The organism is Amycolatopsis sp. NPDC049253 (assembly GCF_040678995.1).
Taxonomy (GTDB): Bacteria; Actinomycetota; Actinomycetes; order Mycobacteriales; family Pseudonocardiaceae; genus Amycolatopsis.
This window is the reverse complement of the sequence record NZ_JBFAQX010000022.1, coordinates 1-19,051: the sequence shown is the minus strand read 5'-3', so window position 1 is coordinate 19,051 and position 19,051 is coordinate 1. Positions and strand designations below refer to the sequence as shown.

Sequence of the window (19,051 nt, the reverse complement as noted above, 5' to 3'; positions counted from 1 at the left end):
GGAACGATCCAGTTCCCAAGATGGCGTTCACCACGAAGTGGCGACCGCGACACCCTGCCCCGCCACACGCGCGTCACCGGTGATCGCGTAAAGTTCCCCGCGCTCGCCCCCGTAGCCCAACTGGCAGAGGCAACGGATTCAAAACCCGTCCAGTGTGAGTTCGAATCTCACCGGGGGCACGCACTCCGACCAGCACAGACCGGCCCCGCGACCAGCGAAAACTGGTGCGGGGCCGACTTCGTTGTGTCCGGCTGTGCCGGGCCATATCGGGCCGTCCACGGGCATCCACCCCCAATACGCCCCCAAAATTTCGAACGCCTGCGTTCACTCGGATGTACCAGTGTCTTCGTTCCAGTCGAGCGCTCGCTCGATCCGCTGGTGCGCCTCCGACTCCAGGCCGGCGATCACCGCGGCGTAGGTCTGGTGAAGAACCGCCACCGAGTGCCCCGCCCACTCTGCGCATTGGGTCGACGGCACGCCCGCAGCGAGCCAGGTTGACACGCACGCGTGCCGCAGGTCGTACGGCCGACGCGCCAACGGCGAGGCGTACTCGGCTTCCGACAGCGCGGCTCTCCTCGCGTTGTCCCAAACCCGCGAGACCGTCGACTCCGCGACGTCGCCGCCGGTGAGGTTGCGGAAGAGCCGGCCGTCAGAAGCCGTGCCGACGGTCTTCAGGTGATCGTGCAGGATCGCCGTCAGCGGCGGCGGCGACGGCACCGGCCGAACTTCTCCTTCGGCTCGTTGCTTGAGCTGGCGCCGGCGGTCACGCCGCTCCCCCGAGTCTGTCCAGGCAGCTCCAGCGATCGGCGCGGGGGTCGAGAGCAACAGCTCCCCCCATCCGCGTTCGGGGAGCTGCAAATCGGACTTGCACAACGTCGCTGCTTCCTCGGGCCTCAGCGCGGCGTAGTACATGACGGCGAAGAACGCCTTCAGCATCGGGCCCGAGGAACGGCGCGGCACACCGTCCACTTTCTGCGCTTCGACGGCCGCCAGCAGGCTGCCGGCCTGAGTGGGGTTGATGACCACGCGCTTGTCGATGGCTCGCATCGTTTTCGGCGCCTTCCACTTCACTTCAGACAGCCGGTTGGCATCCAAGATCTTCAACTCCACCCCGTATTCGAGCGCGTTGTTGACCACAGCACGTTTCCTGCCGACCGTCTTGGCAGCGGCTTGCCTTCCATCGAGCTTCTGCGAGATTTCGTCCAGGACCTCGCGCAACTTGGCCGGGTCGTTCAGCCTCGACGTGGGCAAGGTGTTCGCCTGCACCCATCGCAGCGCCTGCTCGATCTCAGGGGGCTTCGCGCTCGCCCGGCGCTTCATGTTGAATGCCCAACCGGTCAGAGCGCGCCGAAGAACCGCGTCATCGGGCTTGCCGCGAGTGGTGGCGAGCATCGCGGGCAATGCGGACGCCAAGGTGTCCGCATTGCCCGCACGAGACTTCGCCGCCGCTCGCGGCCACTTCATGTCGACGTACTTGCACGCGAAGTCGAAGAACGACAGGTCTGCCTTGCTGCGCAGCATGGAGACCGGGAGCCCTTCCGTCCGGTCAAATGCCTCACCCCGACGGGCCGCCGCAACAAGATCAGACCGGAAGCTCTCCATCAGCGCGTAGGTTTTGGCTGGTTCGTCGAACCTCTTCTTCGCCACGAACCACGTCAACCGGTACGACTTCTTCGTCTTCCCTTGTCGCGTCTCGATGTTCCAGATCGTGACGTCATAGCTGGTTTCATTCACGCGGCCTCCTCGGTGCGGCTTTCGAGCCATCGATCGAATTCCGAACGGCGAACCCGGATTTCGCCGTTCGGGAGCTTGATGCACTTCGGCGCCTGGTTCTTCGCGCGCCATTCGTAGAAGGTGGAGCGAGCGACTTCCCCACCAAGTTCGGCAAGGACCTCGGGGACGGTGAGCAACTTGCCGTTTGCGGTGGCCATGGTGGTGACCCTTCGGTGCGGTGTGGGCAGCGATCTGGGCAGAACGAGGTAGGCCCCGCCGTGCGTCCGGCGGGGCCTTGTCGGTTACTGACAGTGTTGGGCGGGTGTGTGTGCTGGCAGGAGGTGGGGGCTGGTGAGTGTGGGAGGGCGAAACCAAACCCCGCAACCCCGCAAACCCCGCAAAATGTATCGTGAGCTGGGGATCTGTCTGCGGGGTTTGGAGTGGTAGAGCCGAGGTGCAAACCCCGCAAACCCCGCAACTTGCGGGGTTTGCGGGGTTTGGTGGTCTCGGCGGGGTGAGCAAACCCCGCAACCCTCTTCGTGCTGTTTTCCCAGTTCAGCCCTTGTTTCGGTGACTGGCTGCGGGGTTTGCGGGGTTTGCGGGGTTTGTTTGGGGGGTCAGCTCGAATCGGCCTGACGCTCGACGCGGTAGACCTTGATCTTGGTGTGCTGGTCGACTTCGCTGCGTAACACCAGGTCGCCTCGCCACCGGTCCACTTGCCCTGCCAGCCTCTTGCCCAGCGCCTTCGGCGACAGGGGCTGCTTGCCGGTGGAGGTGGTTGGGAACGTTCCCTTCCACAGGTCGGGTGCGCCGTATTCGGGTTCGGCCCCTTCGCGCAGCTGCAGCGCGGTCATGGGTTCCTCGTCGTGGAGGTGGTGCCAGGTGGACAGGAACGCGTACCACTCGGCGTGGTCGTCATCCAGGCCCCGGCCGACGTCGGCGTTGCTGAGGAAGTTCTGGATTCCGTGGTGCTGGAGGAATCCGCCGAGGTATTGGGCCCAGCGGGTGAACTGGCGCATCTGCGGGACGTCGCTGGCGGTGGGTGCTCCTTTCGCGGTCCAGTCCAGGACGAGGGTCAGCACGTGGCGTAGCACGGTGGCCCGGTTACGGGGGTCGAGGATCCACGTGTCGAGGTTCGGGATGGTGAACCCGGTGCGGGCCTCGGGGCGGGGGCAGTTCGGGTCGAGCCGCACCCACACCGAGCGCGAGGCCATGTCCCCGCCGGTGCGCAGGTTGTTCCCGGTGGCGAGCCACAGCCGGTCGTTGGGGATGTTCGCGGCCGAGTTGGTGCCGAGCTTGCGGTCCGTCCAGGTCCGTTCAGTGACCAGCCGCGCGAGCACGGCGGAGCTGACCACTTCACCCTCGGGGAGGTTGTCGAACACCACGACCCCGACCGAGTCGGCCAGCACGGTGGTGATGGCCTTGCGCAGCTCCTCCTCCGAGTCCGTCCAGGTCAGCACCCGCTGCCCGACCAGCAAACCGACGCAGCCGGCCAGGATGGTCTTGCCGGAGCCGGGCATGGAGGCCTCGATCATCCCGAACGGCGAGAGCGCGCGGGTGAACGGCCGGATCAGCGGGGTCACCAGCAGCGCCAGGTAGTTCGCCTGGTCCGCCGGTGACCGCCACGGGAAGTCCCGCAGGAACCGATCCAGCAGGAACGTGCGAGACTCGGCCACCTGCTCCGGGCTGGGCCGGTCGGGGATGGGGTCGAGGTGGGTGTTGGCGGTGAGGTAAAAGCCGGTGGCCGGGTCGTAGCCGGGGGTTTGCAGCAGGGTGCCGTCCGGGCGCAGCACCGGGGTCGAGATGATGCGGCGCAGCACCGGCAGCCCCGGCCAGGACTGGCGGGCGAGCACCGCGGCGAGCACCGCGGCCGGGGGTGAGATCTCCACGTCGTAGGTTTCTCCCTTCTCGTTCACTTTGGACTGGACCACGTCGGTGTGTTGGGCCAGCAGCCCGGCCAGCAGTGCCGGTTTGAGCGTCGAGGACGACAGCGGCAGCACCACGTCGTCGTCGCCCGCGGTCGGGTCCGCCGCCCCCGAGACCTCTTCCACGACGACGGGTGCGCCGTCGCTGACGTAGGTGTCGGGGATGATGCGGGCGTCCAGCGCGGCGGTGAGCACCCGGATGGTTTCGGGGGCGGCGCCGGTGCGCAGCCGCGGGCGACCGCCCGCCCCCACCGACCACAGGTGCTTCGGTGAGGGCGAGCTGTCAGGCGTGCTGGGCATGACGGTTCTCCAATCGAGCAGGTGGTGCGTCGGTGGTGCTGCCGCACACGGCGAGGCGGGCCGAGCGGTGCGGCGTCAGGCAGCTGGTAAGGCGCCGTCTCCTGTGTGGCTCCAGAGCGTCAATTGCTCAGCGCGGCTGCGGTGGAGGCGAAGCTTTTGCGCGAGCGCCGCGCGCCACGTGAGCAGGTAGTGCAGGTGGTTGGCGCAGTTCTTCACCCACGGCCGCGGGCAGTCCTCGGTTGGCCTGCCACGGCGGCGGGCATCGTCGGACCAGGCCAGCGAGTCAGCCGAGTCGATGTAGGCGTGATGCTTGAGCAGACCGAGCGTTTTGAACCCGAACCCGTGGATGCGCTGGACACCGTGGCGCCGCACGGCTCGCAGGATCTCTCCCGCGAGCGTGGTGTCCTGCAGCCGGCACACACTGCCGACGCACACCAGCGGTTCGGCGGTGACGTCGATGCCGGCCAGCTGGTCGTAGAGGTCGGCGTGACGGCGGTAGTCGTCTGGGGTTCGGCCCTGCAGCACGACCCGCCACGGCAGTTCCGGCGCGAGCATCCGCAACTCGACCGCGTTGATCACGCTCAGGTATTGGTGCTCCGGCACCGACTTCTTGGTGCCGTGGAACCACTGCCCACCCCACCATCCGCCCTGGATGATCGCCTCTTCACACATCCAGTCCTGCGGTGCCGCCCACAGCAGTTGCCCAATCTCGTCCCGGTAGCGGCGCACCCGGGCCACGTACTCCCGAGGTGGCACCGAATCCCAACTGCCCTCCTTCTGCAGCTGGCTGAACCCACCCGAGTCCAGGCCGAATGGCGCGATCGCCCGCGGCAACGTTTTGCGGCGCCGGAGGCGGGTGTCCGACACGAACAGCCGGACACCCGCCTTCTCTAGATGGCTCGGCTCATGCGTTCCGGTGAGGAAGTCGAGGGCGCCGAACTCGTTCGTCTGCCGTTGAAGTGCGGATGTGCTGACCATGGTTCTCTCCTGTGCCACCACATCAGCGGTCTTCCTTGCTCCCGGGCACCAGCCGGATCGGCTTGCCGAGTTCGAGGGCGTAGGCGAGTTCAGCCCGGGTCGAGGGCCCCATGTAGCCGCCGGGCGCGACGAACACGACTTCGTCGGCGAGGCGGATCTTGGCCCGGTGCAACCGGTCCAGCGCCGTCTTCGCCTCTGCGTCGAGCACCACCCCCTCGGGCGGCCGGGTGGAGGAGACGACCTCGGGGCGCACCACGATCCGCCCGGCCAGGGTTTCGGCCTGTGCGACGCGGGCGATGGCATCCATGAAGCGGGTCGAGCCGCACAGGCACACCACGAGCGGTCGATCAGGATGGGACATCAGCGGATCTCCTTGAGGGTCTGGTTGTAGAGAGCGCGGCAGTCCGGGCAGCCGCACAAAGTCGGCAGACCGGCGCCGGCGATGCCGGGTTCGACCGGGTCAGGGTCAGGAACCGCGCCCGCGGTGGCGTCGGCGGCATCGCTGCGCCAGGACGGGATCACCTCGGGCGGCCCGAACTCGTGTGTCCCGCCGGTGCAGCCGGTACAGGCCTCGGCGGTGAGCTCGTCGGTGCGGCCGTGGTGGAACAGGTCGATGTGTCCGCAGTGGCAGCGGTGAACGATGAGGGCCATCAGGCGGCGGTCCTTCCCAAATTGCGGCGGGGGTTGGCTTTTCCCGCGGCGAGCGCGGTGGCGATCACGCCGCGCGGGCCGAGGTCTTTGGCGGCCGAGGCGTCGTCGCCCCAGGTGGCCCAGGCGTCTTCGAGTGCGGCGAGCGCGTCGGGTTCGGGCAGGGCGTGGGCGCCGACGAGTTGGCCGAGGGCGTAGGCGGAGCGGGACAGGGTGTCGTTGCGGGTGCCGGGGGCGGCGGCGCGGATGGCGGCGGTCTCGGCCGCGACCACGGCGGCCACGTACGCCGACGTCGCCTCGCCCGGCCGTGCCCTCGGTGTCGCGGGCCGGGTGGTGCGCGCGGCGGTGACGCCGGCTCGTTCGGTGCACACCTGCACCACCCAGGCGGGCAGCTCAACCGGGTCGGTCTCGTCGGTGACCCGGTAGACCCCCTGCTCGGTCGCGGAGCCGGGGGCTGCGACGTAGCCGCCACCGGCTCGGATGTCGACGCGCGGAGCGATCCGGCCGGCTGAGTTGCGCAGCCGGACCCCAGGCGGGGCGAGGTAGTAGCGGTGCGTCCCGCCCGAGGGGGTGGTTACCGTCCACGTGGCCGGGAGCGGTCCGCCACGTGTGGCGGCGACCTCGGCGAGCGCGTCGGCCCCGGCGGGCCCGTCCTGTCCGGGTTTGGGCACGTCGCAGTCGACGACGACGAGCCTGGCCGGGCCGGTCGCGACGGCGACGTTCCACTTCCTGCCCTGCCAGCATCGGTGCAGCCGTGCCGGGTCGGTGGTGGCGCGGTGTTCCCAGTCCTTGACCGCGGGCTGGTTCTTCGTGCCCGGGTGCAGCGGGAACACCGGCCAGCCGCGCCGCGCCAGGTACAGCGCCCACGCCAGATGAGGATCACGCGCGGTCTTGTCGGTGTGGTCCAACGGTTTCTCCTTCTCGGTCCGAGGGCGGGGTCAGTGGCGGGGGCGGATCTGGCGGCAGGTGTGGCAGCAGCGCTGCCGCATCCGATTGCGGGCACCGCAGCTACGGCAGCCCCAGCGCTGGCGCGGCGCGCGGCCGGGACCGGAGTGGAAGGCGGCGGGCAGGGTGATGCGGGTCGTCATGCGGGGATCTCCTCCTGTGGGTGTCGCCGGGCCGACGGGGCGTTTCCCGGCCGCCGGCCCGGCGGCGCTTGCGGGGTGGGGCGGGTCAGTGCTGGAAGCCGCCGCGGGTGTCGGCGATCGCGCGGCCGACGGGCGGGGCGTCGGCGTGCGGGCGCCAGATCTGGTCCGGGAACGCCCCCGGCGCCGCCGGGTCGACGACGCTCACCAGCGGCTCGTCTTCGGTGGCGGGGTGGGCGTAGGCGAACCAGCGCAGCCGGAACCCGGGCAGGTCCGCGCTCGTCGGGTACGGGCCTCCCTCGTCCTCGGCGGCGGCCTGGATCAGCGCGAGCGCGGCGGCCGGGTCGGCGACCCCGACGGCATGCCAGACGTCGGCGAGCTCGTCGTAAAACGCGTGCGGCCCCTCCAACCCGGTGCACACGGTCAGGTCGGTGGCGGTCAGGTCGAGGGCAGCAGCGGTGCGGGCGACGGTCACAGAGAGTTTCTCCTCGGGGCAGAACGAGGCCCACCCAGTCCGCTACTTTCAGTAGTGATCGGGTGCGCTGCAGAAGGGGGGCGTCCCCAACGGGTGGGGCGCGCGGCGAATGAGCCGGGGATGAGTCGGCGGATGAGTTTTGCGAAAGCGAATGAGCTGGCTCATTCGGCCGATGAGTTGCCTGGTCGGCGGTGTGATCTGCGGAAATGCGCTGGAATGCGTCGAATGAGCCGGATGAGTCGCCACCGTCGGACCCGCTCACACCCCCGGTTTCGGGGTGTGAGCGGGCCGGGCCGGGGCTCATTCCTCGTCGGCGGAGTCCCGGGCGGCCAGCGCCTCAGCAACCCGCGCCGGGTCGACCGGAAAAATACGGTCCGTAGTGGGGACCTTGTAGCCCTCGTCTTTGAGCAGATCGGTGACCTGCTTGATCTGCCACCCGCTGTAGTGGTTCCAGCGGGCTGCCAGGGCCGCGGCGACGGCTGCCGCGCGCGGGTGCTGCTCGCCCTCGCGCGGGGTGATCTCGGCCAGCACGGTGAGCATGTCGGCCAGCTCGTCGCGGGCCACCACCACCTCGGCACCGCGGCCGACGCCGCGGGCTTCGGCGGCCCGTGCCGCGATCTGCGCCATCTCCCCCGACCCGATGTGATACGAGCGCAGCGCGCCGGGCTCGTCCATGAACCCGATCGTGATCAACGTGCCGCAGTCATTCAGCGCGGTGTCGGTCTTGGGTTTGAGACTGAGTGCGGAGATGCCGTTCTCGTGCGCCTTCTCCCCGAGCACGACGTTGTTGCGGCCCTTGTCGCCGATCGCGCCGCACGCCTTGTTCGTGGTGACCGCGAGCAGGTCCCGCGGCAGCGACTGATCCGACGGGCTGGGGGTGAGAAACGCCAGGTGAATGGCGTATTTTCGGGCGGCCATGAACAGGTTGACCACCAGGTTGACGACCTTCTTGCGGTCCTCGGGCTTGTCCTGGCGGAACAGCCGCTGGCATTCCTCCAGCACCACGATCCGCGGCCGAAGTCCCGGTTCCGCGGCGACGATCGCCCGCCCGGCCTCCAGCACGCTGTTCACGTTGTGCTTTTGCAGCAGCCGGCCGCGTTCGGTCAGCTGGTCGTAGAGGTCCTCCAGGTGGTCCAGTGCGGCATCGACGTTGGAGTCCTCCTTGCCCGCGGCGTAGGTGTTCAACACCGGCTTGAGCGCCTCGTAGTCGTTGTTGTCGGCGAAGACGAACACGTCCACGTCCACCAGCGGATCGAGCACCGCGCCGGCGGCCAGCGTCCGCATCAGCGTCGACTTGCCCGAGCCGGGCGCCCCGGCCATCGCGAAGTTGCGCTCGGCGATGGTCGCGATGACCTCCTCCCCGCGCAGGTTGACCCCGGCAGGGAAGCCCTTCCAGTAGTCGGTGGCGCCCTCGTGCAGCAGCGGGTACGGGTCGACCGGTTCCCGGAGCACGCCGCGGTTGAGCCGGAACAGGTCCAGGACCTGCGGGTCCTCGCTGTCGGCTTGCATGAACAGCTCCACCGGACGACAACCGAGGTTGTGCGCCAGGGTCGGGGCCTTCTCCTTGATCTTGATCACCGGCGCCCCGAGCGGCAGCCGGATCTTCGCCGACCAGCCCTTCTTCCCGTCGATCATCGGGAACTGCACCCAGGCGTTGTCGGTGTCGCGGTAGGGCCAGCCGTCCTTGATCACCGCGTTCAGCTTGGCGTTGCCGATGTTGGCCAGCGCCTGCACCATTGCGGACTCGGTCAGCTCTCCCTGCCGACTCTGGGTGGCCTGTTTGCGCAGGTGCACCGGCAGAACCTGGTCCCCGAGCCGGTTTCCGTCCCGCCACCAGCGCGAGAGCTTCAGCAGCACCCACGCGGTGGGAGACGCCCACCACCAGGTCACCACGATGACCCCGATGGTGTAGACGACGGTCAGGGCGTCGCGCCAGACGGCGAGGACGTCGTTGGCGTTGAACACCCCCAGCCAGTGGCCGAACCCGTTGATCAACCCGACCAGCACCGACACCACGAACAGCACGCCGAGCGCGGCGGCGCCGCGCCAGGTGAGCGACCAGACCAGTTCGGCCTTCTTCTGCGCCGTCTCCACCCCGACGTGACGGCCTTCGTGGTGCAGCCGGGTCAGGGCCTCCACCGCAGCGGTGTCGCCCTTCTCGTTGGCCTGTGCCCGCGCGGTCTTGAGGTCGGTGTACTCGCGGTCCGCGCGGCGGCGCTGCCGGGCGGCCTCGATGCCCTTGCCGATGATCCGGCAGTGCCGGTTGGCGAACCGGCCGCCCCGGCGCAGGGTCCGCGCACCGGTCCGCAGGCCGGCCCCGGTGGAGTAGGACAGGTCGATGGTGCGCTCCGCCAGCCGGGCGCGGGTCTCGTCTGACGGTCCGGACAGCACCCGGCCGGTGCCGTGCAGCACCCGTGTGCCCCACGTCGCCCGGGCCTCGCTGACGGTCACGTCGGTGCCGGTCTCGATCACCTGCCCCTCGATCGTGTCGGCCGGTTCGCGACGGCGGAACTGGACCACCGTGGCCCGGCCCGAACCGGTCTGGTCCGGACCGCTCAGATCCGGTCCGGTGGTGCTGTTGTCCCCGGTCCCGGGGGGTGTCGTGTCGTCCTGCGCCATGTCGGTTGTTCCCTTCTCGAACCCGCGTCGGGCCGTGCTGTCTGGACCCGGTGCGGACCGGTTCCGGCCCGCACAGACCCCCGTCTGTGCGGGCCGGGCCGGACTGGACCGGGGTGGTGCGTCGGGCTGCTACAGCGGGCCGTCGATGCGCAGGCCGGTCACTGACGCGCCGCGTTCGATGACGGAGGCACGCATGCTCACCGAGATGCCGCCGCCGGGCGTGCGGGTGACGCTTGCGCCCGGCGCGGCGGTGGCCTGCGTCTCGGAGTCGGTGGTGTCGTCGTAGGCGAACTTCTCCAGAGCGCCCAGCAGCCGGGTGAAGTCCGCGGCGGAGCCGAACTCCGGGAATCCCGCGCGCATGATCGCCGTGGCGACCGTGATCACCAGGCTGGTCGGGATCTCGCGGCGCTCGCCGGGCGGGACGCTCAGGGGGTAGGTGGGCTGATCGATGGTCATGGCCGGTCCTTCCGGGTCAGTCGTGGGTGGGGTTGTCGAGTTCCGCGCGCAGCCGCTTCGCGGCTGGTTTCCCGCACCGCAGCGTCTTGGCGATGGCGTAGATCGAGGCGGTGTCGGGGTCGATGTCCCCGGCCACCACCGCCTCGGAAAGCCGCGCCCGCAGCCGCTCCCAGCGGGCGTCCCGGCCCGTCTTGGCCGGGCGGGACCGGGTAGCCCGCTGGGTGTTGCGGGCGGTCCGGCGGGGTGCCGACGGGTCCGACTCGGCCGCACTGCCGCCGCTGGCCGGGTCCGGCCGACGGTCCGGCGACGCGTCCGGGGCGGTGGCGACACCGCCGCCCGACCCGAGTTCGCGTCCCGGGTTTGAGTCGATCCCGGCCGGGTTCGCCAGCAGTGCGGCGATCTCGGCGTCGAGCGCGTCGGGCGGACCCGGCACGTCGAGGTCGGGCACGGTCGGCACCAGCCGGCGCCGCCAGTTCAGCCGGTAGGTCCCGGCCGCGTAGGTCAGGCGGGCGTGGCCGTCGGCGTCGATCTGTGCGGCGGCGGCGCGGACCGCGGCCCGCGCCGCGGCGGCGGCCTTCCCTGCCGCCAGCCGCTCGATCCGGTCGGTGCGGCGCTCGGTCCGCGAGCGCGGCGGGGTGGCGATCGCCAGCTGGTGGGCGACCACGCCGGCCACCGACACCACGCCCATGATCGACGCCGGGCCCCAGCCGCGGTCGAGGCCGTGCAGGGCGTTCGAGCTGAACGCGACCGCCCCGAACACCCACACCCCCGCTTGCAGGCCCCACACCGAGCGGTCCGGCTTCTTCCGCCGCGAGACCAGCACCGCGACCGCGAACGCCCACATGCCCAGCTCGGTGATCAGGGGCAGCAACCCACCCCGCGGCGAGGCGTACACGGCGGCGCCGTAGTCGCTCATGGACGGGGCGGCCATCGCGAACGACACCGCCGCGATCGCGTAGATCAACCCGTCGACCACGTGCGCGGTCGTGAACGCCCACACCGCGCCCGCGAACGCCCGCAGGGTCTCCTTGCGCCGGGCCCGGTCTTCGCGGCGCTTGTCGGCCTGCTCAGCCTCCAGCTTGGCCGCGGCTTCGCGGTCGGCGCGGGCTTGCTCGCCGGACGCGCGCATCAGGGCGATCTGGTCGCCAGTGCGGGCGGCCTGATCCAGGCGAGCTTGTTCGGCCTTGGCCGCACGGTTCGCCCGCTGCTCTTCCTGCCAACTCATGGTCAACCTCTCTTTCGTCGCCGAGGAACACCCAGCGGCCAGGGCCGGAATGTCCACAGTGGTCACTGACTCGTCTCGTGGTGCGCGGAATGTCTAGGGACGGTTGACGCGGATGACTCCGGCTCGCTCGTACTTGGCGGTGAGCGCGTAGAGCCGGTCGCCGAGGGCGATGAGCTGGGCGGCGGTGCTGCTCGATCGCTTGGCGCGGGTGTCGGCTTCCGCGGCGCGGCTGATGCGGTCGTCGGTGATGGCCGCCGCGGTGCGGGCGATGTCGTTGAGTGCTGCGCGGTCGGGCCCGGACAGCAGGGCCGCGGCCTGGTTGAGCGCGGCGGCGTTGTGGACGATCTCGTCGCGGTGCTGGCGGTGGTGGTGGTTCCAGTCCTTGATCTGGGCTTGCTGGGCGCTGGATTGGGCCTGCTTCCACCAGCCGGGCAGCTCGCTGCCGGTCATCGACGGGGCGGTGGCGGGTGTGGTCTGCGGTCGTGCCTGAGCGGCTGGTGTGGGTCGGGTCCGCGGTGCCTTCGGGCGGCGGGTCGCCGGGGCACGCCGCGGCGCGGCAGGCTTGGCCGGTACGGACTTGTGCTGGGACCGCTGCCGCAGGTCGGCGGCGCAACGCTTGCGGCCACAGATCCGCAGCGTGGTGTTGGTCTGCTTCCGTTCTCCGCACACCACGCACATCGCCCGCGTCTTGCGCACCGGGGCGGCCTTTCTCGTCGAGCCGGTGGCCTTCCGCGCGGTGGTGCGTTTCGGCGCGGCCTTGCGCGCGGTGGACTTCTTGGCGGGCTTGGTCTTCTTCTTGCCGAATCCGAACATGGTGGTGTCCTTCCGGTCGGGGGTGGTGGGCACCGGCCCGGCCCACCGGATCTGGCGGGCCGGGCCGGCGGCGGGGGTCAGGGGGTGGGCACCACGACGCCGGGGCACGGGTCGCCGCGCCGCAGCCACACCGCACGGGTCGCGGTGACCGTGGTCGTGGTCGTCAACGGGGGCGGGCCGGGCACGGTGGTGACCGGCGGTGGGCAGGTGACGGTCGCGGGTGGCGGCACCACGTGCGGGGTGCTGACTCGCCAGCCGAGGACGAACAGGAACGCGGCCCAGAGCACGACGAACGTGATCAGGCCCAGGACAAAGCGCATAGGCGGCAAGCCCTTTCGGTCGCGCGGCAACGGAGGTGCACCGCGGCCCGGGCCGCGCTGGGGTGCGCGGCCCGGGCGGGCGGTGCGGGGGTTCAGCTGCGGGCCTTGGACTTCGCCGAGGTGGCGGCCTTGCCGAAGAACAGCACGACCAGGCTGACCAACGCGATCGCGCCGAGGATCAGCATCGGGGTGGCGCCGTGGTGGATCGGGTCCTTCTGGTGGAGGCTGCCCGCGCCCCAGGCCAGCCACGCGGACACGGCGAACACGGCGAGAGCGATGATCTTCTTCATGGTGGTTTTCTCCTGTGGTGTCGGCAAAAAAGGGATGGGTTGGGCGTGACGAGATGGCGCGGCGGTGCCGCGCTGTCTTGTTGTTGCGGTGGTGATGCGGCCGAGCCTGCGGTGCTGCGATTCCGGTCCGCAGGTCGATAAGGTGTGGTGGTGCCGCGTTTGTTAGCTATCGAGGTCTCGCCTGCGGATGGTCAGGTCGCGATGCTCGACGCGACTTGGCAGGACTACCCCGTATGGGACAGCGATGACGAGTGGGTCGCGTTCAGGGCGCCGTCGCTGGCGGACCCGGATCGTCCGCCGTACCCCGGGTTCGCGGTTGCGGCCGGTGGTCGCATCAGGAGGCGAGGGGCGCGGACGGTGGTGGTGGAGGTGTGGGGCCGAGAGGCTCCAGCTGGTGGGCACGAGGTGTTTCGGAGTGTCCTTTCCGTCGGTCGCCATGGAGTGGAGGTCGGTAATGAGGACAGCGGTGCCTTGACCCGGCTGGCCATTCCCGAAGGTCAACACGATCTGCAGGTGTGGGTGGATGGGCACCAGCCCGATCAAGTCACGTGGATCGGGTTCGTTCTTCCGGAGCTGACGATGACGAGCAGGCTTGTGCGGTGGTGATTGCAGCTCAGGCACTGCGTCGGTAGGCGGCGGCCTGGTCCTGGACTTTCGCGACGTACCAGCCGGCGTGGTTGTAGGCGTAGATCGCCTGCCACTCGTTCCCGGCCGCCAGGCCGGAATCACACAGGTAGTGCGCCGCCGCGGGGATCGCGTCGGCCGGGTCGTAGATGTCCGACCCGATCCCCGGGTGCCGGGCGCGCACGGCGTTGAACGTGGGTGTCAGGAACTGCATCGGCCCCTTCGCGCCCGCCGAGTTCGCCCCGGATCTCACCCCGGCCGCGCGCAGGCGGCCGTGGTTGGTTTCGACCTTGCCGATACCGGCCAGCAAGGCCCAGTCCAGGTGCGGGCAGGTGTCGCCCGCGTCGCGGTACTGGGCCAGGTAGTCGGCCGGGATGTCCGCGATCCCCGGGCCGCTGGCCTGCGCGTCTGCGCCTTTCAGGTAGCCCACGGCGATCGAGGCAGCTGCGAACAGCACCACGGCCGTGCAGGTTTTGCTGAGCAGGGACAATGGACACTCCGTTCCTCAGGCAGGGACTGGAAGACCCGGTCAGGCGCGCAGGTTCTTGCCGGAAGCGGCGCGCCTGGCCAGGGCTATCGGGCGTGGGCGCTCACCTCCTCCCCTCGGGTGGGCAGGCGGTGCGCCCTCATGAGGCGACCTCGTCGTGCTGCCCGGCCGCATCCATGTGTGGGGCCGGGTCGTCGGTGCGGCGCCGGGCCGGGGCGGTGATCCGCCCGGTCAGGGCCGTGACGGCGCGGGCGGTGCGCCGTGTGGGCGGCCACTCCCACGCGATCCGCGCCACCAGCGCGGCGCCGATCACGTAGATCAGGAACGGCACCCCCGCCCATGCGGCCAGCCCGGCCAACAGGCCGGCCACGCAGGTTTCGGGCAGCCACCAGCCCAGGGCGCCGATCGCCCGCTCGGCACGGCTGCCGTCGGGGATCCGCGCGACCCGGGTGTCGCTGCGGGGTTCGATCTCACCCACGCTGAACTCCTTTCAGGTGACGGGGTTCGGGGTCAGCGGACCGGCGAAACAGGTCGTGATCCGGCGGTCCAGACCGGCCTGCAAGCCGCGCAGGATCCAGGCGATCGCCACGAACGGCGACCGCAGCAGCCCCAGCGCCAGGAACAGCAACACCGAGACCGCGAACGCGGCCAGCCGCCACGGACCGTGCCGCTCGGCGATGTCGAACACGCTCATGACCCACCGCCCCGGCGACGATTCAGGGCACCCGGGCGGGGCCGGAAAGCGTCCTCGGTCAGGCGCAGGTTGGCGGCCAGCGCTTCGGCCAGGGCCGCGGCGCGGCCGTAGGCGTCGGCGGCCTCGGTGTCGGTCGGGAGCGGCCGCCCGTCTTCGGGCGGCCGGTTCTTGTCGAGCTCGCGGAGACGGTCGTAGGCGGTGTTCAGGGCAGAGTCGATCGGCTCCAGCCGAGGGTCGATGAAGCTCATGGCACGTTTCCCTTTCAGGTCAACGGATATCGGCGGTGTGGCGCGGCGCGAGGCGCGCCGTCCGGTGCGGACGCTGCCGCTACGCGGCGAGCGCGAACTGGTCGTCGGCGGTCACGGTGGGTTCGCCGACCAGGTAGTCGTGCAGGTAGGAATCCGGGGCGAGTCCGGCGGTGTAGAGGCAGGCCTCGCAGGTGCGGTGCGCCTTGGGCAGCTCCGCCCAGCCGGTGTCGCCGCACTCGCGGCAGGTCCGGCGCGCGGCTATCGCCTTGTCCAGCGCCGCTTGCCGCGCCGGCGTCATCGGCCGGACCGGCTTGGCCTTCTCGATCAGGTACAGGTCGGCGAACACGAGCTTCCCGGCCTTGCGGCAGCGGAAGTACAGGAACGCACTGGGATCCTGTCCGCCGGGTCGCTTCCCCATCGCCCGCAGCTGCCGCTTGGTCGCCAGCACGCTGCGGTCGGCGATGTTGTGGGAGAACAACGGTTTCCCGTGCCACGTCCCGCGGGTGAAACAGGTCTGGCTCGACCAGGGCACCGATGCCAGCACCCACGGGAACCGGCGGCTCACCGCTTCGGAACGCGGTGGGTGATCACGGGGGTCATGCGATCTCCCCGGTGAGCAAGTCCCACTCGCGGTCCCAGTCGAAGAACTCGGCCTCGGCACCCGGCGGCACCAGGTCCTCGGTCGCCTCCAGCGCCTTTTCCAGCGAGGCGCGGGAAAAGGCCAGCTCGGCGCGGCCGGTCGGTGAGCGCAGCTCGATCCAGACCCGGTCGTCTTCGGGGGTGACTCGCACGTCGCCCTCGCCGACGGCCAGCAACATGCCCTCGGTCAGCAGATCCCGGCCCAGCAGCCATTCCCGCTCGCCACCGGCGCCGCAGTCCAGCACCAGCGTCACGGCCCACGGGTCGCCCTGCTCATACAGCAGGCGGGCCGGTACCGGGGTGATGTCGTTGAGGCGTGCGGTCGTCTCGATCTCCACCCAGTCCTCGGACGGGTAGAGCTCGACAAAGCTCGTGAACATGGGGGCTCCCTTCAGTGAGCCGTGGACGGTGAACAGGTCAGGCGGCCAGCGAGCGAGCCCGGCGCGGGCTCACCTCCGCCCCCGCCAGCAGGTCGGTCACGTAGGCGACGAACGAGCGCTGCGCACACGGGTGCACCTGCTCGGTCTGCGGGTCCCGCAACGCGGTGCGCAGCCACAGCGCCAGCCGCGCCACCGACCAGCCCTGACGGCGCCGGCGGGCGATCGCCTCCACCAGCGACTCCAGGAACTCCGGCCGCACCCGGGGCACCCGCGTCGCCGCCTTCGTCACCACCGGGCTCAGCGGCGCAGTATTGGACAGCGGCGCCCGGGTCGCGGCCCGGGGGCGCAGCACCGCCCGCTCCATTTCGGCGTCGGCGAGCGTCCGGATCTGGGAAGCAACGTCGCGGTAAACCGCGGCCCGGCGCGACAACCCCGCCTCGGCCGTACGACGGGTCAGGAGCCGGGCGTTGGCGCCCAACAGGCCAGCCACGTACCCGAACCGGCGAGCCACCGCCGCCGCGATCTCGCCCTCGCCCGCCTCAACCACCAGCGGGTTGCCCTCGGCCGGCACGGCCTCAGCCTCGGCCAGCAACCGCAGCTGCGCCGCGACGTCGCCGTAAACCCGCGCCCGGACCCCGGCCACGATCTCCGGCAGGCCGGCGGTGCTGAGGAACCCGGCGTTGCGGGTCAGGGTGTCGGCCAGGTCGCGGAATCGAGCCGCGACAACGGTGCTCAACGTGTCAGACATGTGCGGTCCTCTCGTGCGGGCCGGGCCGGGAGCAGACATGGCTGTCCCCAGGGGCGAATGCGGGAAATGCGGGAAAAGGAAGGGAAATCGTGCGGGCCGGTCAGGCCGCGATAGCGGTGGTGCCGTTCTCGATGAGCTGTGCTGCGTAGCGGTGCGCGGACTCCGCCGCCCCGGCCGCGAACGCGCTGCCCGTGTTCTCGGCCGCCAGGTGGTCCAGGACCACCGCGCGGCGCTCGTGCCAGGCGGCGACGGTCGCCTTCGGCGCATCTGCCGCGGGGCGGCTGAACTGCAGCTCCCCCAGCTCGCTCAGCGCGTACATCACGCCACCTCGCCTTCCGTCTCGATGGTCGCCAGGTCGATCACCGCGTGCAGTAACCCGGCGGTCTTGCCCTGGCCCGCAACGCCGGCCACCACCCAGTCCCCCAGCGCCACCACGTCCGCGAACGCGTCAGCGGGAACCTCGGCCGTCTCACGGGCCGCCAGCTCTGCGTCGAACTCCGCCAGCAGATCCGCGACCTCGGCCAGTTCCTCGCACTCCGGGCCGGTCTCGACCAGCACCGCGGCAGCGTCGTGGTGACCCGCCAGCAGCTCGGTCAGGTCCAGGTCCTCGTCCAGCCCGTCAAACCGAAGCTCCAGCTCGCGGCGGGTGGGGTGTGCGTTCCTCATCAGTGGTTTTCCTCGTTCCTCGTCGTGATGACATGGCTTAGCCTAAGTCAGCGTGAGTCATCTTGTCGTTAGCCCATTCGAGTGTTCTAGGTCAGCCTCAGTCAGGCTGGGTATGCTGATCGAATGGATGTCGAAGCGGCAGGTCTGGCGCCGTACGAACGCGTCGCAGAGTCAGTACGTCGAGCAATCCGAGTTGGAGATTGGAAACCCGGACAGAAGCTTCCGAGCAACCGTGACCTGGCCAAAGATCACGGCGTATCGCTCAATACCCTCCAGAAGGCCGTCGGCCGCCTGCAAGATGAGGGCTGGTTGATCTCGCGTCCGACGATCGGGGTGTTCGTAGCAGCCACCCTGCCGCAGGACACGCCGCCGATCTCCTTGGTGGAGGTCCAGCGCCAACTCGCCGACTTGCGCGCAGCGCAGGAGGAGCTCCAGCGCCGGGTCGAGGAACTCGAGCGCCGGCCGTAGCGCCTGCCCTTGCGGGAATCGGTTCGTGTTCATGCCTCTATGAAACAGGCCGCTGACCTGCACTAACAGGGCACACTCGGGGGCACACTCGCACACTCAGGCACAGTCGGGAGGTGACGTGGACGGCAATGCGCAGCTCGCAGCACTGATGCGCGAGGCCGGCTTCCTGAAGGACGACGGGTCAGTCGGCCTAAAAGTCTTCGCACGCGCGGTCGGCCAACACGCCAACCGGACGTTCACGCACACCTACGTCAGGCGCTGGCTCGATGGCATGGTCCCCCGCGATGCCGCCACCCGCCAGGCGATCGTGCGCGCGCTGGGAAGCCGTCTTGGCAGGTCAATCGCCGTGGACGAAGTCGGCTTCGGGGCGGCGCTGAAGGTCAGTCCCGACCTGGGTCTCACCTACCCCAATGAATCGGCTGACAACGTCAAGACGGTCGCCCGCCTCTGGCAGGGCGACCTCGACAGCGTGTCCGCCCTGCTGAACGCCCCGGCGAACGCGGCAGCGTGGAACGAAGCCGCGTTGTCTTGGCTGGTCAGCACGCGCCAAGACGTTTTCAGTGACACAGGGAAACGCAAGGTCAACCAGGCAGACGTTGACGGCATCCGCAGCACGACCGAGATGTTCGACCAACTCGACGGCGAGCACGGTGGAGGACATGCCCGCCGGGCGCTCATCGAGTTTCTTCGAACAGATCTGGCCGGCCTCCTCGGCGGGACCGCTCGGGATGCAGCTGTCCAACGGGACCTGTTCAAGGCCGGGGCGCAAGCGACACTGCTTGGTGCGTGGATGTCTTACGACGCCGGCATCCACGGGATGGCCCAGCGCTACTTCATCCAGGCCTTGCGCATCGCTGAGTCGACGGGCGATCGACTTCTCGGTGCCAGCATCCTCGACGCTATGAGCCATCAAGCAACGTTCCTCGGGCGGTATCGAGAAGCTGCCAATCTCGCCCGCTCGGCACGAATGGGCACAGCGAACGCAGGGTCGGCCAGCGCGGCGGCTCATTTCTACGCCATGGAAGCTCGCGCTCTGGCGCGGCTTGGCGATGCCGCCGAGTGCGACCGTGCCATGAGTGCGGCCGTTCGCGAATTCGAACGGCGCGACCCAGCGAACGACCCTGCCGATTGGTTCGGATACTTCAATGAGTCCGAGCTAGCTGTATGAGGCCTTGACGTTGGTGACGCCTGCGTGGAGCCGGGTGGCCGGGGGCCGGTTTCCGGCGGCGGTGTGTGGTCGATGGTAGTTG

General features: G+C 69.9%; 26 protein-coding genes and 1 tRNA gene. 4 read left to right on the top strand and 23 right to left on the bottom strand.

Annotated elements, in window-relative coordinates; all coding sequences use genetic code 11:
* The first annotated feature begins 105 nt into the window (after positions 1–105).
* A tRNA-Leu gene (locus tag AB0K15_RS34955) sits at positions 106–179 on the top strand.
* A gap of 145 nt (positions 180–324) precedes the next feature.
* Here AB0K15_RS34955 and AB0K15_RS34950 read toward each other — a convergent pair.
* From AB0K15_RS34950 to AB0K15_RS34885, 14 genes are all read right to left on the bottom strand, one after another.
* Positions 325–1,734, bottom strand: a complete 1,410-nt coding sequence (locus AB0K15_RS34950; protein WP_364060399.1) for an integrase — start codon at positions 1,732–1,734, stop codon at positions 325–327.
* On the bottom strand, positions 1,731–1,931 hold the full coding sequence (locus tag AB0K15_RS34945; RefSeq protein ID WP_364060396.1) for a helix-turn-helix domain-containing protein: 201 nt from the start codon (positions 1,929–1,931) through the stop codon (positions 1,731–1,733). Before AB0K15_RS34945 ends, AB0K15_RS34950 begins: the two co-directional genes overlap by 4 nt.
* A 399-nt stretch (positions 1,932–2,330) precedes the next feature.
* Positions 2,331–3,938 (bottom strand): hypothetical protein, encoded by a 1,608-nt coding sequence (locus tag AB0K15_RS34940; protein WP_364060392.1) that lies wholly within the window; start codon positions 3,936–3,938, stop codon positions 2,331–2,333.
* Between the two features lie 75 nt (positions 3,939–4,013).
* Positions 4,014–4,937: a hypothetical protein gene (locus AB0K15_RS34935; RefSeq protein ID WP_364060389.1), complete on the bottom strand. Its 924-nt coding sequence runs from the start codon at positions 4,935–4,937 to the stop codon at positions 4,014–4,016.
* A 1-nt stretch (position 4,938) separates the two neighbouring features.
* The gene (locus AB0K15_RS34930) at positions 4,939–5,277 is read right to left on the bottom strand and encodes a hypothetical protein (RefSeq protein WP_364060387.1); all 339 of its coding nucleotides are present in this window, start codon (positions 5,275–5,277) and stop codon (positions 4,939–4,941) included.
* Complete coding sequence (locus AB0K15_RS34925) at positions 5,277–5,567, bottom strand: hypothetical protein (RefSeq protein WP_364060384.1); 291 nt, start codon at positions 5,565–5,567, stop codon at positions 5,277–5,279. Before AB0K15_RS34925 ends, AB0K15_RS34930 begins: the two co-directional genes overlap by 1 nt.
* Positions 5,567–6,472: a bifunctional DNA primase/polymerase gene (locus AB0K15_RS34920; protein WP_364060381.1), complete on the bottom strand. Its 906-nt coding sequence runs from the start codon at positions 6,470–6,472 to the stop codon at positions 5,567–5,569. Before AB0K15_RS34920 ends, AB0K15_RS34925 begins: the two co-directional genes overlap by 1 nt.
* 265 nt (positions 6,473–6,737) lie before the next feature.
* Entirely contained in the window at positions 6,738–7,124 is a 387-nt protein-coding gene (locus AB0K15_RS34915; RefSeq protein WP_364060378.1) for a hypothetical protein, read from the bottom strand.
* 300 nt (positions 7,125–7,424) lie between these two features.
* Positions 7,425–9,743, bottom strand: a complete 2,319-nt coding sequence (locus AB0K15_RS34910) for an FtsK/SpoIIIE domain-containing protein (RefSeq protein WP_364060375.1) — start codon at positions 9,741–9,743, stop codon at positions 7,425–7,427.
* 129 nt (positions 9,744–9,872) lie between these two features.
* Positions 9,873–10,199, bottom strand: coding sequence for a hypothetical protein (locus tag AB0K15_RS34905; protein WP_364060372.1), 327 nt, complete (start codon positions 10,197–10,199; stop codon positions 9,873–9,875).
* A gap of 16 nt (positions 10,200–10,215) precedes the next feature.
* The gene (locus AB0K15_RS34900; RefSeq protein ID WP_364060369.1) at positions 10,216–11,424 is read right to left on the bottom strand and encodes a hypothetical protein; all 1,209 of its coding nucleotides are present in this window, start codon (positions 11,422–11,424) and stop codon (positions 10,216–10,218) included.
* A 93-nt stretch (positions 11,425–11,517) separates the two neighbouring features.
* Positions 11,518–12,237, bottom strand: a complete 720-nt coding sequence (locus AB0K15_RS34895; RefSeq protein WP_364060366.1) for a hypothetical protein — start codon at positions 12,235–12,237, stop codon at positions 11,518–11,520.
* Between the two features lie 77 nt (positions 12,238–12,314).
* Positions 12,315–12,557, bottom strand: a complete 243-nt coding sequence (locus AB0K15_RS34890) for a hypothetical protein (RefSeq protein ID WP_364060363.1) — start codon at positions 12,555–12,557, stop codon at positions 12,315–12,317.
* 92 nt (positions 12,558–12,649) lie between these two features.
* Positions 12,650–12,847: a hypothetical protein gene (locus AB0K15_RS34885; protein ID WP_364060360.1), complete on the bottom strand. Its 198-nt coding sequence runs from the start codon at positions 12,845–12,847 to the stop codon at positions 12,650–12,652.
* A gap of 150 nt (positions 12,848–12,997) precedes the next feature.
* Here AB0K15_RS34885 and AB0K15_RS34880 point away from each other — a divergent pair, with 150 nt between their 5' ends.
* The gene (locus tag AB0K15_RS34880; RefSeq protein ID WP_364060357.1) at positions 12,998–13,453 is read left to right on the top strand and encodes a hypothetical protein; all 456 of its coding nucleotides are present in this window, start codon (positions 12,998–13,000) and stop codon (positions 13,451–13,453) included.
* 7 nt (positions 13,454–13,460) lie between these two features.
* Here AB0K15_RS34880 and AB0K15_RS34875 read toward each other — a convergent pair whose 3' ends face one another.
* The 9 genes from AB0K15_RS34875 to AB0K15_RS34835 form a co-directional block, all read right to left on the bottom strand.
* Positions 13,461–13,961 (bottom strand): transglycosylase SLT domain-containing protein, encoded by a 501-nt coding sequence (locus AB0K15_RS34875; RefSeq protein ID WP_364060354.1) that lies wholly within the window; start codon positions 13,959–13,961, stop codon positions 13,461–13,463.
* 136 nt (positions 13,962–14,097) lie between these two features.
* A complete protein-coding gene (locus AB0K15_RS34870; protein ID WP_364060351.1) occupies positions 14,098–14,436 on the bottom strand; it encodes a hypothetical protein in 339 nt (112 codons plus the stop codon).
* A 12-nt stretch (positions 14,437–14,448) separates the two neighbouring features.
* The gene (locus AB0K15_RS34865) at positions 14,449–14,652 is read right to left on the bottom strand and encodes a hypothetical protein (RefSeq protein ID WP_364060348.1); all 204 of its coding nucleotides are present in this window, start codon (positions 14,650–14,652) and stop codon (positions 14,449–14,451) included.
* Entirely contained in the window at positions 14,649–14,900 is a 252-nt protein-coding gene (locus AB0K15_RS34860) for a hypothetical protein (RefSeq protein ID WP_364060345.1), read from the bottom strand. The genes AB0K15_RS34865 and AB0K15_RS34860 overlap by 4 nt, the downstream gene beginning before the upstream one ends.
* Before the next feature lie 79 nt (positions 14,901–14,979).
* Entirely contained in the window at positions 14,980–15,432 is a 453-nt protein-coding gene (locus AB0K15_RS34855; RefSeq protein WP_364060342.1) for an RRQRL motif-containing zinc-binding protein, read from the bottom strand.
* A gap of 64 nt (positions 15,433–15,496) precedes the next feature.
* A complete protein-coding gene (locus AB0K15_RS34850) occupies positions 15,497–15,919 on the bottom strand; it encodes an SsgA family sporulation/cell division regulator (protein ID WP_364060339.1) in 423 nt (140 codons plus the stop codon).
* Positions 15,920–15,956: 37 nt separating this feature from the next.
* The gene (locus AB0K15_RS34845; protein WP_364060336.1) at positions 15,957–16,667 is read right to left on the bottom strand and encodes a hypothetical protein; all 711 of its coding nucleotides are present in this window, start codon (positions 16,665–16,667) and stop codon (positions 15,957–15,959) included.
* Positions 16,668–16,767: 100 nt separating this feature from the next.
* Positions 16,768–16,986, bottom strand: coding sequence for a hypothetical protein (locus AB0K15_RS34840; RefSeq protein ID WP_364060333.1), 219 nt, complete (start codon positions 16,984–16,986; stop codon positions 16,768–16,770).
* Positions 16,986–17,333: a hypothetical protein gene (locus AB0K15_RS34835; protein ID WP_364060330.1), complete on the bottom strand. Its 348-nt coding sequence runs from the start codon at positions 17,331–17,333 to the stop codon at positions 16,986–16,988. The genes AB0K15_RS34840 and AB0K15_RS34835 overlap by 1 nt, the downstream gene beginning before the upstream one ends.
* Before the next feature lie 123 nt (positions 17,334–17,456).
* Between AB0K15_RS34835 and AB0K15_RS34830 the strand changes: the two genes are divergently transcribed.
* Both AB0K15_RS34830 and AB0K15_RS34825 read left to right on the top strand, forming a co-directional pair.
* Complete coding sequence (locus tag AB0K15_RS34830; protein ID WP_364060327.1) at positions 17,457–17,801, top strand: winged helix-turn-helix domain-containing protein; 345 nt, start codon at positions 17,457–17,459, stop codon at positions 17,799–17,801.
* 118 nt (positions 17,802–17,919) lie between these two features.
* Positions 17,920–18,969: an XRE family transcriptional regulator gene (locus tag AB0K15_RS34825; protein ID WP_364060324.1), complete on the top strand. Its 1,050-nt coding sequence runs from the start codon at positions 17,920–17,922 to the stop codon at positions 18,967–18,969.
* Positions 18,970–19,051: the final 82 nt, after the last annotated feature.